Raw genomic sequence first — 13,927 nt, forward strand, 5'->3', positions numbered from 1 at the left:
TCCTCCTCAGCTCCTGGATTCCCCATGCTGCCGGGTCCGGCCACGTCCTGGCCGTGGTCTGGCTCTCACCAGGAGGAGAGATAGGTCACGGCCGGTCCTGCTGCGGGTGTGACTGCTGCGGCAACAACGGGTGCACCTCGCCCTTGAGCGCCAGCTTGGCCAGGTGGTTGCGCGCCTCTTCGGCGAACTTGAAGTCGCAGAGTACGTCGTACGTCGTGGCGACGACCGCCGTCCGCGAGGTGAAGTCCCGCCGGCCGGCGGACTGCGCGTAGCTGAGCCCACCGAACACCAGTCCGAAGAAGGCGCCCAGCACGACGCCTGTGAGCAGCGCGGCAAGCATGTTGTTGGTAGTGAAGAGCCCGAGCAGCAGACCGACGAACAGACCGAACCAGGCACCGCTGGCCAGCCCCGCGGTCAGCGCCCGGCTCCAGGTGAGCCGACCGGTGATCTTCTCGACCTGACGGAGGTTGTTGCCGACGATGGTCGTGTGCTCGACCGGGAACTTCTCGTCCGAGAGGTAGTCGACTGCTCGCTGCGCCTCCCGGTAGGTGTCGTACGTCCCGATCGTCAGGCCGGTCGGCCTGGGGTCCATCGAGGGCATGCCCTGCGCGGTCATCGTCGTTCCTCTCCACGTGCTTCCACCCCCCATCATTGCCGACGGCTGGTTACCACGTCTTGATAGCCTCGCCGGTGATGGCCGGGCGACGATGGGACATGGGCGCGACACGCCGCGTGGGACGGGTCTTCGCCCGGCGTGGCGGCGCTGGCGGACGCCCGTCGGACGAGGTGGTCACCGGGAAGCTCGAGGGTGCCCTGGTCGACTGGGGCCTGTACCGCGACGGTGTCCGCGACCACCGGGTCGACTCGTACACGGAGGCGCTTGACCGGGCGCAACACGGACAGGGGTTCGTCTGGATCGGTCTGTTCGAGCCGACCGCCCACCAGCTCGCCATCATCGGCGCGGAGTTCGGGCTGCACCCGCTGGCACTCGAGGACGCCTCCGAGGCGCACCAGCGCCCCAAGCTGGAGCGGTACGGCGAGACGCTGTTCGCAGTGTTCAAGACGGTCACGTACGTACCGCACCGCGACCTGACCGCCACCAGCGAAGTCGTGGCGACAGGTGAGGTCATGGTGTTCTGCGGCCGCGGCTTCGTGGTCACAGTGCGCCACGGTGAACATAGTGAGCTGACAGGGCTGCGCCAGGACCTCGAGAAGGAGCGGCATCGCCTCGCGACCGGCCCCGGCGCCGTACTGCATGCCATCGCCGACCATGTCGTCGACCGGTATCTGGAGGTCGCGGACGCCGTCCAGGCCGACATCGACCTGATCGAGACCGACATGTTCACGCCGCGCGGCTGGCGCAACATCGATCGGGTCTACCAGCTCAAGCGCGAGGTCCTGGAGCTCAAACGGGCCGTGGCCCCGCTGACCGGCCCGATGCGGGCGCTCGCGACGCTGCGGCACCCGTTGATCGCCGAGGAGACCAGGAACTACTTCCGAGACGTCGACGACCACCTGCAGCGGGTGAAGGAGCAGGTGATCTCGTTCGACGAACTGCTCAGCTCGATCCTGCAGGCCGGGCTGGCCCAGGTCCAGGTGGCCGAGAACGAGGACATGCGCCGGATCTCCGCCTGGGTCGCCATTCTCGCGGTGCCGACGATGATCGCCGGAATCTACGGGATGAACTTCGACTACATGCCGGAACTGCGGCTGAAATACGCGTACTTCGTGGTGCTCGGCGTGATGGTCTGCGCGTGTTTCACGCTTTACCGGCTGTTCAAGCGCAATCACTGGCTCTGATCGAGTGAGTTGGCAACCTTTTGCCATGGCCGGGACTACTCCCGGATTGGAATGTTCAAACAGTTGTCGCCTGCTCCGCTGCTTTGATTGAATTCTGGCGTCGCGTTCGGTCAGGAAATGGACACTTTCCGTGATCGACAGAAGCTGGGAGGGATCGCGGTGCTGCGAATTCATTTCACGCCGCGCGACCTGACCCGGGTCACGGTGGCCACCACGCCGGCACCGCTGTGGGAAGTGCTGCTCAGCCTGCACATGCTGCAGCAGTCCGAGGGCAGGCTGATCTTCGAGGACTGGCGCCGGCACGTACGGACCACGGTCGCGCCGGACCAGATGCGCCTGCTGCTGGAGCTGACCCCACCCAAGGGGTACTCCCCGGACTTCCTGACCCCGGCCGGGTCCGCACCGGACTTCGACACCGCGCTGGAGCAGGCGCTGGCGACCCCGCGGCAGCAGCTGCGTAGCCAGCTCGACCTGCTCGCGCAGTACCGCCCCGCCTCACCGTGGACACGGGAGCTGGCCCAGGGCGGCCGTACGTCGATGGCAAAGCTGGGCCGGGCGATCCGGACGTACTACGACGCCGCGATCGCGCCGTACTGGAAGTCGATCGGCACGCACGTGTCCGCCGACCACGCCCATCGTGGGGAGGCGCTGGCCCGGCACGGCGTGCACCAGCTGCTGTCGTCGCTGCACCCGCGGGTCCGGTGGGTCGCACCGGTCCTGCAGGTGCTGGACCTGAACGACCGCGATCTGTATCTCGATGGCAGGGGAATCGAGTTGCAGCCTTCGGCGTTCTGCTGGCAGGTACCGACCAAGCTGCGGGACCCGGACCTGAAACCGATCCTGGTGTACCCGATCCAGCACGCGCCGGGCATCCTGCGGCAGACGTCGGTGGAGCCTGCGCCCTCGAGTGATCCGCTGGGCTCGTTGCTCGGGTCGACCCGGGCCGCCGCCCTGGAGGCCGCGGTCTCCGGCTGTACGACGACGGAGCTGGCGAAACGCTGCCACATCTCCCCGGCAGCGGCCAGCCACCAGGCGACGGTGCTGCGTGAGGCCGGGCTGATCACCACCCGCCGGTCCGGCGCCTCGGTGCGGCACGAGATCACCCAGCTGGGCATCTGGCTGCTCTCCGGCCACGGCTCGAACCGGGCCCCCTCCTAGCCCCTGCCCCAATGCGCGCTGGGCCGACTGGCACCGCCCCGCCCGTCGACCCAGCGCGCCGGGCAGTTCAGCTCAGAGCTTGTAGTCCTCCAGCAGGCGCCGGCCGATGATCATCCGCTGGATGTCGGCGGTCCCTTCACCGATCAGCAGCATCGGGGCCTCGCGGTACAGCCGCTCGATCTCGTACTCCTTGGAGAACCCGTAGCCGCCGTGGATGCGGAACGAGTCCTCGACGACCTGCGAGCAGTACTCGCTGGCCAGGTACTTCGCGACGCCCGCCTCGAAGTCGTTGCGGGACCCGCTGTCCTTCTTGCGGGCCGCCTTCACCATCAGCTCGTGCGCCGCCTCGACCTTCACCGCCATGTCGGCGAGCCGGAACAGTACCGCCTGGTGTTCGGCGATCTTCTTGCCGAACGTCTCGCGCTGCTGGGCGTACGAGATCCCGAGCTCGAAGGCCCGTCGCGCCACGCCGCAGCCGCGGGCCGCGACGTTCACCCGGCCGACCTCGACGCCGTCCATCATCTGGTAGAAACCCTTGCCCGGTACGCCGCCGAGGATCTGCGCGCCGTCGATCCGGTACCCGTCGAACACCAGCTCGGTGGTGTCGACGCCCTTGTAGCCCATCTTCTCGATCTTGCCCGGCACCGTCAGGCCCTTGTCGACCTCGCCGAACCCGGGTTCCTTCTCGACCAGGAACGTCGTCATGTTCTTGTAGACCGAGTCCGCGCCCTCGTCGGTCTTGACCAGTACGGCCACCAGGTTCGACGAGCCGCCGTTGGTCAGCCACATCTTCTGGCCGTTGATGACGTAGTCGTCGCCGTCTTTGACGGCCTTGGTCTTGATCGCGGCCACGTCGGAACCGCAGCCCGGCTCGGACATCGAGAACGCGCCGCGCACCTCACCGGTCGCCATCCGCGGCAGGTACTTCTGCTTCTGCTCGTCGGTGCCGTGCTGCAGCAGCATGTACGCGACGATGAAGTGCGTGTTGATGATGCCGGAGACGCTCATCCAGCCGCGGGCGATCTCCTCCACGCACAGGGCGTACGTGAGCAGCGATTCGCCGAGGCCGCCGTACTCCTCGGGGATCATCAGGCCGAACAGGCCGAGCTCCTTGAGGCCCTCGACGATCTCGGTCGGGTACTCGTCGCGGTGCTCGAGCTCGGTGGCGACCGGGAGGATCTCCGCCTCGACGAAGGCCCGGACCGTCTTCAGGATCTCCTCCTGAATGTCGGTCAGCCCGTCGGTCTGCTGCAACCTGCTCATCCTGCGCCTCCTTGGCCTGCTTACCAGCGAGTATCGCGGTTCACAGCATCCCGGGACGAGAGGACACCCGCTGTGACACCGGCCACCTGCGGGAGGTCGCGTGGCTCACTCGTGGTTGTTGCCGTCCGGCCGTGGCAGCGTCTGCGCGATGGTCGAGAACAGCGAGACGATCTGCTGCGTGGCCTGCCAGCGGTTGCGCTGCTGTGCCTCCGCGAGACGCTGCCTGGCCGTGTAGAAGTGCTGTGCCGCGGACTGCAGGTCACCCTGATCCACTGCCTGCGCTGCCTGGTCCAGCTGGTCCGCTGCATCACGTGGCGCCTTGCTGTGGCTGTCTTGTTGCGTTGCCCGTACCTGTGCGGCCAGGGTCCGCAGCCGCTGTACCAGCAGCGCCTGCGGGTTCTGCGTCTGCTTGGGTTTCGGCTTCGTGGTGGGAGTCGTCTTGGTGGGGGTAGGCGTCGGCGTAGGCTTCTGCGTCGTCTTGGGCGCGGCCGTGGCCTTCTTGACGGGAGCAGACGGAGTGCCGCCCGCCTGCGCCGGCGGATCGTTCGACACGCCCGCCCGCAACAGCAGCGCCCCCACCACAGCGACAACCACGACCACGGCCGCAGCTACGGCGGCCTTGGCCCGGGGGAAGCCTGCGCCTGGCGCGCGATGGGTAGCGGCCTCCGGCTCGGCGGAGTCGTCCTCCCAGCGTCCAACGCCGACTACGTCCGCCACCGCAGGCGGCGTGTAGGCCAGCACCTGGGTCTGGTTGGCCGGCGAAAGCAGCGCGGTCACATCAGCGGCCGACGAGGGTCGTTCGGCGGGGTCCTTCGCCAGCAGGTGCGTCACGAGCCCGGCGAGCTCAGCCGGTACGTCGGTACGCGTGATCGGCGGAGGTGGTGAGTCGAGGTGCTGCCGCATCACCACGTCGGCGGTCGGCCCGGTGAACGGCGGCGTACCGGTCAGGAGCTCATGCAGCACGCAGCCGAACGAGTACCAGTCGCTGGCGGGGGTCGCGGGCTCGCCGCGGACCTGCTCCGGCGATACGTACGATGCCGTACCGAGCAGGACACCCAAGCCCGTCGTCTCGTTGCCGGCGCGCTTCGCGATCCCGAAGTCGGTCATCTTGACCGTGCCGTCCGGTGCCATCAGCAGGTTCGCGGGCTTGATGTCGCGGTGCACGATGCCGGCCTCGTGGGCGGCGTCCAGCGCACGGGCGCCCTGTGTGGCGATGTTTTCGACCAGGCTCGCGGTCGGGAGTCCCGACGTACGCATCAGCTTGGCGAGGTCCGGACCCAGTACGAGTTCCATCACCAGGAACACGTGGTCGCCCTCGGTGCCGACGTCGTAGGTCGCCACCACGTTCGGATGCGTCAATCGAGCGGCTGATTGAGCCTCGGCGCGGAACCGCTCCACCGCGTCCATCGGGTCACCGTCGAGGCTGCGCAGCAGCTTGACCGCCACCTGACGGGCGAGGACCGTGTCCTCGGCCTGCCACACCTCACCCGCACCGCCCCTGCCCAACAGGGTCAGCAACCGGTACCGACCTGCCAGTACCTCGCCGTTCACACAACACACCTTCCGCAGCGGACCGGCCCACCTTAGGCGGCGAAGCGCCGGATGATCGAGTCCACGGGGAAAAGCTTCAGAAACCTCTGCGGACAGCGACCGGGGTACTACGGTGGGTGGATGAAGCTTCCCGCCCTGATCGCGGCCGTACTGGTCGCGACGACGCTGACCACGACCACTGCCTCCGCCACGCCGGCGCCGCATCCGCGGCCGGTGGTGAAATGCGAGTTCACCCCGACGCCGGAGAACCCGGCCGCCAAGCCGGTCCGGATCCCGTCCGCGAACGCCCGCGCGAAGGGCACCGTCGACGTGTACTTCGTGACGAACTACGGGCCGTTCGTGGTCCGGATGGACCGTGCGAACGCGCCCTGCGGCGTGCACAACTTCGTCCACCTCGTGAAGTCTCGGTTCTACGACGCGACGCAGTGCTTCCGGCTGACGAACTCCTCCCGCCTGGGCGTCCTGCAGTGCGGCGACATCTACCGCCAGGAGGAGGGCGGGCCGGGGTACAAGTTCCCCGACGAGGTCACCGGCAAGGAGACCTACCCGCGCGGTACCGTTGCCTACGGCAACCAGGGTCCGGGGACGAACGGCTCGGAGTTCTTCGTCGTGCACTCCTTCGCGCACATCGCCCCGAACTACACCGTCCTCGGCCACGTCATCGCCGGCATGGACACCTTCGACCGCATGGTCGCGGCGGGTATCGCCGACCCCGACCAGGACGGCCCGCCGGCCAAGCCGATCCGCATCTACAAGGTCTGGGCGCGGTAGGGGGAGGGTAATTCCGCGGCCACACCGCTAACTTGATCAGGTGGGAACCCGCGGACGCCCCCGGCACCCCGACGTCCTGACACCCGCCGAGTGGCAGGTGGTGGACGCGGTCCGGCACGGCATGCGGAACCGGGAGATCGCGCAGCGGCGCGGGGTGAGCCTCGACGCCGTGAAGTTCCACGTCACGAACGCGGTACGAAAGCTCGGCCTGAGCCGGCGGGCCGAGCTCCGCACCTGGCGTGGGATCCCCGTGGACAGTCCGCTACGAGCGCAGGGAGGCGCAGGCATGGTGCAGCTGGGTGCGATCGGGCAGATTGCGCGGCTGGTGAGCGACATCGGCACCGCGACCGAGTTCTACGGCGGGGTACTGGGCCTCCCCCACCTGTACACCTTCGGCGACCTGGCGTTCTTCGACTGCGGCGGCACCCGGCTGTTCCTGCGCGCCACCGAGGACCGCGCCGAGCAGTCGATCCTGTACTTCCGCGTCGACGACATCAACACCGCGTACGACGAACTCCGCGACCGCGGCGTGGCCTTCGAAAGCGCCCCGCATCTGATCCACAAACACGACGTCGGGGTCGAGGAATGGATGGCGTTCTTCTCCGACCCCGACGGTCAACTGCTGGCGATCATGGCGCAGGTCTGAGCACGTCTAGTCGGCCGGGGGCTGCCAGACGTCGGTGCGGGTGAGACCGGCAGCGCGGCCCTTGGCGGAGATCACCAGGGCCATCTTGCGGCTGGCCTCGTCGATCATCTCGTCGCCCAGCATCACTGCGCCGCGGGCGCCGCCGGCGGCCGAGGTGTAGTGGTCGTAGGCGTCGAGGATGTTCTCGGCGTGGTCGTAGTCGTCCTGACGCGGCGAGTACACCTCGTTCGCGGCGGCGATCTGGTCGGGGTGCAGGACCCACTTGCCGTCGAAGCCGAGGGCGGCGGAGCGGCCGGCCACGCGGCGGAAGCCGTCGACGTCCTTGATCTGCAGGTACGGGCCGTCGATCGCCTGCTTGCCGTGGGCGCGGGCGGCCATCAGGATCTGCATCAGGATGTAGTGGTACGCGTCGCCGACGTCGTACCCGGGCGGCTGCTCGCCGACCACCAGGCTCTTCATGTTGATCGACGCCATGAAGTCGGCCGGGCCGAAGATGATCGTCTCGACCCGCGGCGAGGCGGTCGCGATCGCATTCACGTTCGTGAGGCCCAGGGCGTTCTCGATCTGCGCCTCGATGCCGATCCGGCCGGGCTCGTACCCGTGCACCTTCTCCAGCTGGGTGAGGAGCAGGTCGAGCGCGACCACCTGCTCGGGCGTCTGCACCTTCGGCAACATGATGCAGTCGAGGTTCGCACCGGCGCCGCCGACGACCTCGATCACATCGGCGTACGTCCACTCGGTGGTCCAGTCGTTCACCCGGACGACGCGGAGCTTGTTCCCCCAGCCGCCCTCGTTGAGCGCGGCGACGACGTTCTTCCGGGCGTCCGGCTTGGCCAGCGGCGCGACCGAGTCCTCCAGGTCCAGGAACACCTGGTCCGCGTCCAGCCCCTTCGCCTTGGTCAGGAACCGCGGGTTCGACCCGGGCGTGGCCAAACACGACCGCCTGCTCCGCAAACCCTTGTCCGTCATCAGCCGACCTCCACTCGGTTACCCACCGGTCACCGGCAGCGTACGGCGTCCGCCGCCGGTGCCCCGGTGACCCGGCTCACTTCCGTTCCGAGTGTGTCCCGATTCACCGTGTGACACTTGGACCTGTGAGCATCGAGGACATCGCCGGCGTGATGAAGAAGGCCGGACTCGTCTGGCTGGCCTGGGACGGCCGCCAGCCGGTCCCGGCGTGGTTCGCGAACGTCGACGGGCAGTACGTCGTACTCGCCGACACCGACGACACCGACGGCGCCGAACAGCCCCTCCCCGGACTCGCCACAGCCACCTCGGTCGACGTCGTCGTACCGGCCAAGCCCGCCACGAACCGCCTGGCCGGCTGGAAGGCCACAGTCAGGCGCCTGCAGCCCGGCACCGACGAATGGACGGCCGCCGCGCAGGTACTACGTACCGAACGCCTCAACGCGGCCGACCTCGACACCCAGCTGGACCGCTGGCGTACCCAGGCGGACATCCTCGTCCTGACCCCGACCGAGTCCACCGGACCGTACGACGACTCACCCCACGCCGAGTCCCCGGTACCGACCAGAGCCACGACCCGGGGCAAGCCACCGAAGACACTGCACCGCCCGGTGCGCCGCCGCCCCAAACTCAGCTAGTTACCGAGGGCGGCGGGTTAGCCTTCGGACATGAGTGGATCACCGTCGCGGGTGTACGTCGCTCGGCTGGCCGGTCTGCCTGTCTACGACCCGAACGGGGACCAGGTCGGCAAGGTCCGGGACGTCGTGGCCATGATGCGCCAGGGCGACCAGCCGCCGCGCGTCCTCGGCCTGGTCGTCGAGGTGTTCACCCGGCGCCGGATCTTCCTCCCGATGACCCGGGTCACCTCGGTCGACGTCGGCCACGTGATCACCACCGGCCTGGTCAACATGCGGCGCTTCGAGCAGCGTGCGACCGAAGTACTCGTCCTGGGCGAACTCCTGGACCGGACGGTCACGATCGCGGACACCGGTGCCACCGCTGTCGTGTTCGACATGGCCATGGAGCAGTGGAGAGCCCGCGACTGGATGCTGACGAAGGTAGCGGTACGGGAGGGTTCGAAACGGTTCCGCCGGCGCGGACAGACGCACGTACTCGACTGGGGCGACGTCACGGGGTTCACGCAGGTGGAGGAAGGCCAGGGCGCCACGCACATCCTGGCCGCGTTCGAGTCGATGCGTGCGGCCGACCTCGCCGGCGTACTGCACGACCTGAACCCCAAGCGGCGTAAGGAGATCGCGGCTGCGCTGAACGACGAGCGGCTGGCCGACGTACTCGAAGAACTGCCCGAGGACATCCAGGTCGAGATCCTGGCCGGGCTGGACACCGAACGTGCTGCCGACGTGCTGGAGGAGATGTCCCCCGACGACGCGGCCGACCTGATCGCCGAGCTGCCCACAGAAACAGCAGAACGCCTGCTGACGCTGATGGAGCCAGAGGAAGCAGAAGACGTCCGGCGGCTGCTCACGTACGAGGAGCACACTGCAGGCGGTCTGATGACGTCGGAGCCGGTCATCCTGCCCGTAGACGCCACAGTGGCCGACGCGCTCGCCCACGTACGCAACGCCGACCTCAGCCCAGCACTGGCCGCCATGATCTACGTCTGCCGTCCACCTCTCGAGACACCCACCGGCCGGTTCATCGGCATCGGCCACATCCAGCGGCTGCTCAGGGAGCCACCGTCCGAACTGGTGTCCGCAGCACTCGACACCGACCTGGACGGGCTGCGGCCGGACGACAGCCTGCAGACCGTCAGCAAGTACCTGGCGACGTACAACCTGGTCGCCGCACCGGTGCTCGACGACGAGGGCCGGCTCCTCGGTGCGGTCACCGTCGACGACGTACTCGACCACCTGCTCCCCGACGACTGGCGAGAACACGACCACCCTGATACGCCGGACAACTCGCAGGAGGTGGGCCACGATGCCACGTGACGACCGCAGCGCCGACGACCGCCGCCAGCGTGGCAGCAGCGCCGCCGAGGAGCGCCGGCGGCTGCGCAACACCAACCGGCTGGACATCCCGCGCGAGCTGCGCCGCACGATCGCACTGCGCTCGGCGTACGACTCGGACGCGTTCGGGCGCCTGTCCGAGCGGATCGCCCGCTTCCTCGGCACCGGGCAGTTCCTGGTCTACATGACCGTCACGATCCTGTTCTGGATCGGCTGGAACATCTTCGCGCCGGAGAGCCTGCGCTTCGACCAGTACCCGTTCATCTTCCTCACGCTCGCGCTCAGCCTGCAGGCGTCGTACGCCGCTCCGCTGATCCTGCTCGCCCAGAACCGGCAGGAGGGCCGCGACCGGGTGCAGTACGAACGGGACCGCGACGTGGACGCCCGGACCCGTGCGGACATGGAGTTCCTGGCCCGCGAGATGGCGTCGCTGCGGATGGCTGTCGGCGAGGTCGCCACCCGCGACTTCCTGCGTTCCGAACTCCGCTCGCTGCTGGCCGATCTCGACACTCGCGAGGACGACCGGGTTTGACCCCGAGCTAGGCTCACTATCAGGTGAGGAAAAGGACGTGGGATGAAGACTCGATTCGCGCCCGACCGGGGGCTGTCCAGCCGGATGGTGATCACGAGCTTCCTGCTCGGACTGCTCTACGTCGCGTTCGTGGGCGTGCTGATCGCGCTGACCCGGAGCGCGGTCCTGGCCGTGGTGATCGCGGGCGGCATGCTGTTCGTGCAGTACTGGTTCTCCGACAAGATCGCGCTGTACGCGATGCACGGTCGGATCGTGACGCCGGAGGAGGCTCCGGAGCTGCACGGCACGATCGACCGGCTGTGCGCGCTGGCCGACATGCCGAAGCCGCGGGTCGCGATCGCCGACGTCGACCTGCCGAACGCCTTCGCCACCGGGCGGAACCCGAAGAACGCGGTCGTCTGCGTGACGACCGGCATCATGCGCCGGCTCGACCAGGACGAGCTCGAGGGCGTGCTGTCGCACGAGCTCTCGCACGTCGCGCACCGCGACGTCGCGGTGATGACGATCGCGTCGTTCCTCGGCGTACTGGCCGGCCTGATCACCCGCTTCGGGCTGTACGGCGGCCTCGGCCGCGGCAACCGGGACCAGAACGCGGCGCTCGTGATGCTGACCGTGATCGCGGTGTCGGTCGCCGTCTACGCGATCTCGTTCCTGCTCACCCGGGCGCTCTCGCGGTACCGCGAGCTGGCCGCCGACCGGGCCGGCGCGATGCTCACCGGCAGACCGTCCACGCTGGCTTCGGCGCTGACGAAGATCAGCGGGGACATCGCCCGGATACCGTCGCGCGACCTGCGCCAGGCGCAGGCGTTCAACGCATTCTTCTTCGCTCCGGCGATCTCCGGCGGCAAGAGCCTGTCGGCGCTGTTCTCGACGCACCCGTCGCTGGAGACACGCCTCGAGCGCCTCGGTACCCTCTCCCGCGAGCTGGGCGAGCAAGCTTAGACCTATGGGCCTCCTCGATATCTTGCTCGGCCGGAGCAAAGCGGTTCCGCCGAACCTCGATCAGTTGTTCTCGCTTCCGTCGGCCGCGATCACCTTGGAGACCGCGGCCGACTACCGCCCGACCGGTAGCGGCTCGGTCTGCTTCAAGGCGGCCGAGGGCGGCGGCTTCTCCACGCTCCGCGAAGAGGTCGACAAGCTGCTCGCGCTCGACGACGGCAAGTTCACCAGCACGACGGACTCGTACGGATTCACCTGGATCGTCCGGCAGACCGCACCCGACGACCTGGAAACGCTCGTCACCGACCTGCACGCCGTGAACACGTCCCTGGTCGACGCAGGCTTCGGCGGCGCACTCCTGTGCACCCTGGTCGCCTTCACCAACGGCACCCAGCCCCTGGGCCTGGTGTACCTCTACAAGCGCGGCTCCTGGTACCCGTTCGCCCCCGTAGGCACCGACCGCCGCGACAACGCCAAAGAACTCCAGATCAAATCAGTAGTAGGCGCCGACCTGAACTTCGAACCAGACCTCGCCCGCTGGTTCCCCATCTACGGCGCCCCCGGCCTCTAACTCCCCCGGGTGGTCCGACCGCTGTGCTTTCCCCACGCGAACTGTGGACCGGGGAGGATCTCTTCCCAAATCGGGCAGAACATCCTCCCCACCCGCCACCTCACCTGCGACTGCCGCCCCCGTCGACGGGTAAGGGTTGCCTTCCCGGGCCTAGGTCACATGGACCGTGGTCGGGCGGGCTGGGCTGAGCACGTAGCCTTGGGGCATGGCTCCCACTGCTGATCAGGTGACCACCGTGCTCGGTGGTGTGCTGGACCCCGAGATCAAGAAACCGATCACGGAGCTCGGCATGGTCGAGTCCGTCGTCGTGCGCGAGGACGGCGTCGTCGCCGTCCGGGTCCTCCTGACCGTCGCCGGCTGTCCGATGAAGGACACGTTGCGGCGTGACGTGACGGCAGCGGTGAGCAAGCTCGACGGTGTCACCGGTGTCGAGATCGACCTCGGGGTGATGTCGGCCGAGCAGCGGGCGGCGTTGCAGACCCAGTTGCGTGGCGGCGTGGCCGAGAAGGAGATCCCGTTCTCCCGGCCGGACTCGCTGACCAAGGTGTTCGCGATCGCGTCCGGCAAGGGCGGCGTCGGCAAGTCCTCGGTGACCGTCAACCTGGCAGTCGCGATGGCCCGCCAGGGCCTGTCGGTCGGCGTTCTGGACGCGGACATCTACGGCCACTCGGTGCCGGCCATGTTCGGCGTCGCCGACGAGCGGCCGACCGCGGTGGACGACATGATCATGCCGGTGCCCGCGCACGGCGTGAAGGTGATCTCGATCGGCATGCTCAAGCCGAAGCGCGACCAGGTGGTCGCCTGGCGCGGCCCGATCCTGGACCGCGCGCTCGTCCAGATGCTCGCGGACGTGTACTGGGGCGACCTCGACGTACTGCTGCTCGACCTGCCGCCCGGTACCGGCGACATCGCGATCTCGGTCGGTCAGCGGCTGACCAGCGCCGAGGTGATCGTCGTGACCACCCCGCAGGAGGCCGCCGCCGAGGTGGCCGAGCGGGCCGGGACGATGGCGCAGATGGTGCACCAGCGGGTGGCCGGCGTGGTCGAGAACATGTCGTACCTGCCCTGCCCGCACTGCGGTCCGGAACACCGGATCGAGATCTTCGGCTCCGGCGGCGGCACCCGGGTCGCGCAGACGCTGTCCGCGCGGCTCGGCTACCCGATCCCGCTGCTCGGCGAGATCCCGCTGGACGAGCGGCTCCGCTCCGGCGGTGACCTCGGTCAGCCGCTCGCGATGGCCGACCCGGACACCCCGGCGGCGCAGATGCTCGACAAGATCGCCTCGACCCTCGGCGGCAAGCCCCGCGGCCTGCTCGGCCGCCAACTCGGCCTCTCCCCCGTCGGCCGCTGACCGGACCGGCCGGATCAGGTCGGCCGTATCAGGTCGACTCGGGGTCGAAGGGGGGCTTGGCGCCGGCCGGAAGGCGTTGCGGGGTGGTGTCGGCGCCGAACTCGGTGACGGACTTGACCTCGTCCTCGATCGGGTCGAGGAGGTGCTTGCGGACGAAGTTCTTCGGGTTCAGGTCCTGGAGCTCGAGATCGGCGTACTCCGGGCCGAGCTCGTTGCGCAGGTCGTTCTGCGCGTTGTTCACCATCTGCCGGACCTGCCGGAGCAGCCGGCCCGCCGTACGGGCGAACTCCGGGAGCCGGTCCGGCCCGAAGACGAGTACGGCAACGATCCCGATCACGACCAGTTCAAGCGGTCCGATGCCGAACATGTCCTCACACCTCTCCGTACGTCCCGGGCCAGCCTATCTCCA

15 protein-coding genes are annotated in these 13,927 nt (G+C 68.4%); 10 read left to right on the forward strand and 5 right to left on the reverse strand.

Annotated features, from left to right (window positions below):
* Window positions 1-85 precede the first annotated feature (85 nt).
* A complete protein-coding gene (locus ACZ5BU_RS01975; RefSeq protein WP_465694797.1) occupies window positions 86-616 on the reverse strand; it encodes a YflT domain-containing protein in 531 nt (176 codons plus the stop codon).
* Between the two features lie 77 nt (window positions 617-693).
* On the opposite strand from ACZ5BU_RS01975, the gene ACZ5BU_RS01980 reads away from it, so the two are divergent.
* On the forward strand, window positions 694-1,800 hold the full coding sequence (locus ACZ5BU_RS01980) for a magnesium and cobalt transport protein CorA (protein WP_465694799.1): 1,107 nt from the start codon (window positions 694-696) through the stop codon (window positions 1,798-1,800).
* Window positions 1,801-1,917: 117 nt separating this feature from the next.
* Window positions 1,918-2,958, forward strand: a complete 1,041-nt coding sequence (locus tag ACZ5BU_RS01985; RefSeq protein WP_465694800.1) for an ArsR/SmtB family transcription factor — start codon at window positions 1,918-1,920, stop codon at window positions 2,956-2,958.
* 72 nt (window positions 2,959-3,030) lie between these two features.
* Here ACZ5BU_RS01985 and ACZ5BU_RS01990 read toward each other — a convergent pair whose 3' ends face one another.
* Window positions 3,031-4,221: an acyl-CoA dehydrogenase family protein gene (locus ACZ5BU_RS01990; protein ID WP_465694801.1), complete on the reverse strand. Its 1,191-nt coding sequence runs from the start codon at window positions 4,219-4,221 to the stop codon at window positions 3,031-3,033.
* A gap of 105 nt (window positions 4,222-4,326) precedes the next feature.
* On the reverse strand, window positions 4,327-5,772 hold the full coding sequence (locus ACZ5BU_RS01995; protein WP_465694802.1) for a serine/threonine-protein kinase: 1,446 nt from the start codon (window positions 5,770-5,772) through the stop codon (window positions 4,327-4,329).
* 120 nt (window positions 5,773-5,892) lie between these two features.
* Between ACZ5BU_RS01995 and ACZ5BU_RS02000 the strand changes: the two genes are divergently transcribed.
* Window positions 5,893-6,543 carry a peptidylprolyl isomerase gene (locus tag ACZ5BU_RS02000; RefSeq protein WP_465694803.1) on the forward strand — a complete coding sequence of 217 codons (651 nt, stop codon included), beginning with the start codon at window positions 5,893-5,895 and terminating at the stop codon, window positions 6,541-6,543.
* A gap of 40 nt (window positions 6,544-6,583) precedes the next feature.
* Entirely contained in the window at window positions 6,584-7,189 is a 606-nt protein-coding gene (locus tag ACZ5BU_RS02005; RefSeq protein ID WP_465694804.1) for a VOC family protein, read from the forward strand.
* 6 nt (window positions 7,190-7,195) lie between these two features.
* Here the strand turns inward: ACZ5BU_RS02005 and ACZ5BU_RS02010 are convergent, their stop codons facing one another.
* Window positions 7,196-8,158, reverse strand: a complete 963-nt coding sequence (locus tag ACZ5BU_RS02010) for an HpcH/HpaI aldolase/citrate lyase family protein (RefSeq protein WP_465694806.1) — start codon at window positions 8,156-8,158, stop codon at window positions 7,196-7,198.
* A gap of 125 nt (window positions 8,159-8,283) precedes the next feature.
* Here ACZ5BU_RS02010 and ACZ5BU_RS02015 point away from each other — a divergent pair, with 125 nt between their 5' ends.
* From ACZ5BU_RS02015 to ACZ5BU_RS02040, 6 genes are all read left to right on the forward strand, one after another.
* Entirely contained in the window at window positions 8,284-8,793 is a 510-nt protein-coding gene (locus ACZ5BU_RS02015; RefSeq protein ID WP_465694807.1) for a hypothetical protein, read from the forward strand.
* Window positions 8,794-8,823: 30 nt separating this feature from the next.
* Window positions 8,824-10,107, forward strand: a complete 1,284-nt coding sequence (locus ACZ5BU_RS02020) for a magnesium transporter MgtE N-terminal domain-containing protein (RefSeq protein ID WP_465694808.1) — start codon at window positions 8,824-8,826, stop codon at window positions 10,105-10,107.
* Complete coding sequence (locus tag ACZ5BU_RS02025; RefSeq protein ID WP_465694810.1) at window positions 10,097-10,657, forward strand: DUF1003 domain-containing protein; 561 nt, start codon at window positions 10,097-10,099, stop codon at window positions 10,655-10,657. The genes ACZ5BU_RS02020 and ACZ5BU_RS02025 overlap by 11 nt, the downstream gene beginning before the upstream one ends.
* Window positions 10,658-10,699: 42 nt before the next feature.
* A complete protein-coding gene (gene htpX / locus ACZ5BU_RS02030) occupies window positions 10,700-11,599 on the forward strand; it encodes a zinc metalloprotease HtpX (protein ID WP_465694811.1) in 900 nt (299 codons plus the stop codon).
* 4 nt (window positions 11,600-11,603) lie between these two features.
* Window positions 11,604-12,167 carry a PspA-associated protein PspAB gene (pspAB, locus tag ACZ5BU_RS02035; RefSeq protein WP_465694812.1) on the forward strand — a complete coding sequence of 188 codons (564 nt, stop codon included), beginning with the start codon at window positions 11,604-11,606 and terminating at the stop codon, window positions 12,165-12,167.
* 205 nt (window positions 12,168-12,372) lie between these two features.
* A complete protein-coding gene (locus ACZ5BU_RS02040) occupies window positions 12,373-13,518 on the forward strand; it encodes an Mrp/NBP35 family ATP-binding protein (RefSeq protein WP_465694814.1) in 1,146 nt (381 codons plus the stop codon).
* A gap of 28 nt (window positions 13,519-13,546) precedes the next feature.
* Here the strand turns inward: ACZ5BU_RS02040 and ACZ5BU_RS02045 are convergent, their stop codons facing one another.
* A complete protein-coding gene (locus tag ACZ5BU_RS02045; protein WP_465694815.1) occupies window positions 13,547-13,885 on the reverse strand; it encodes a sec-independent translocase in 339 nt (112 codons plus the stop codon).
* Between the last annotated feature and the right edge of the window lie 42 nt (window positions 13,886-13,927).

The sequence above is a fragment of the Kribbella sp. NPDC031520 genome (assembly GCF_055580825.1).

What these genes read in the sequence shown, in the direction of transcription:
- ACZ5BU_RS01975 (WP_465694797.1), bottom strand. Translation starts at nt 616, where the DNA reads ATGACCGCGCAGGGCATGCCCTCGATGGACCCCAGGCCGACCGGCCTG.
- ACZ5BU_RS02000 (WP_465694803.1), top strand. Translation starts at nt 5,893, where the DNA reads ATGAAGCTTCCCGCCCTGATCGCGGCCGTACTGGTCGCGACGACGCTG.
- ACZ5BU_RS02010 (WP_465694806.1), bottom strand. Translation starts at nt 8,158, where the DNA reads ATGACGGACAAGGGTTTGCGGAGCAGGCGGTCGTGTTTGGCCACGCCC.
- ACZ5BU_RS02040 (WP_465694814.1), top strand. Translation starts at nt 12,373, where the DNA reads ATGGCTCCCACTGCTGATCAGGTGACCACCGTGCTCGGTGGTGTGCTG.
- ACZ5BU_RS02045 (WP_465694815.1), bottom strand. Translation starts at nt 13,885, where the DNA reads ATGTTCGGCATCGGACCGCTTGAACTGGTCGTGATCGGGATCGTTGCC.
- pspAB (WP_465694812.1), top strand. Translation starts at nt 11,604, where the DNA reads ATGGGCCTCCTCGATATCTTGCTCGGCCGGAGCAAAGCGGTTCCGCCG.
- ACZ5BU_RS02020 (WP_465694808.1), top strand. Translation starts at nt 8,824, where the DNA reads ATGAGTGGATCACCGTCGCGGGTGTACGTCGCTCGGCTGGCCGGTCTG.
- ACZ5BU_RS02025 (WP_465694810.1), top strand. Translation starts at nt 10,097, where the DNA reads ATGCCACGTGACGACCGCAGCGCCGACGACCGCCGCCAGCGTGGCAGC.
- ACZ5BU_RS01980 (WP_465694799.1), top strand. Translation starts at nt 694, where the DNA reads ATGGCCGGGCGACGATGGGACATGGGCGCGACACGCCGCGTGGGACGG.
- ACZ5BU_RS01985 (WP_465694800.1), top strand. Translation starts at nt 1,918, where the DNA reads ATGGACACTTTCCGTGATCGACAGAAGCTGGGAGGGATCGCGGTGCTG.
- htpX (WP_465694811.1), top strand. Translation starts at nt 10,700, where the DNA reads ATGAAGACTCGATTCGCGCCCGACCGGGGGCTGTCCAGCCGGATGGTG.
- ACZ5BU_RS01990 (WP_465694801.1), bottom strand. Translation starts at nt 4,221, where the DNA reads ATGAGCAGGTTGCAGCAGACCGACGGGCTGACCGACATTCAGGAGGAG.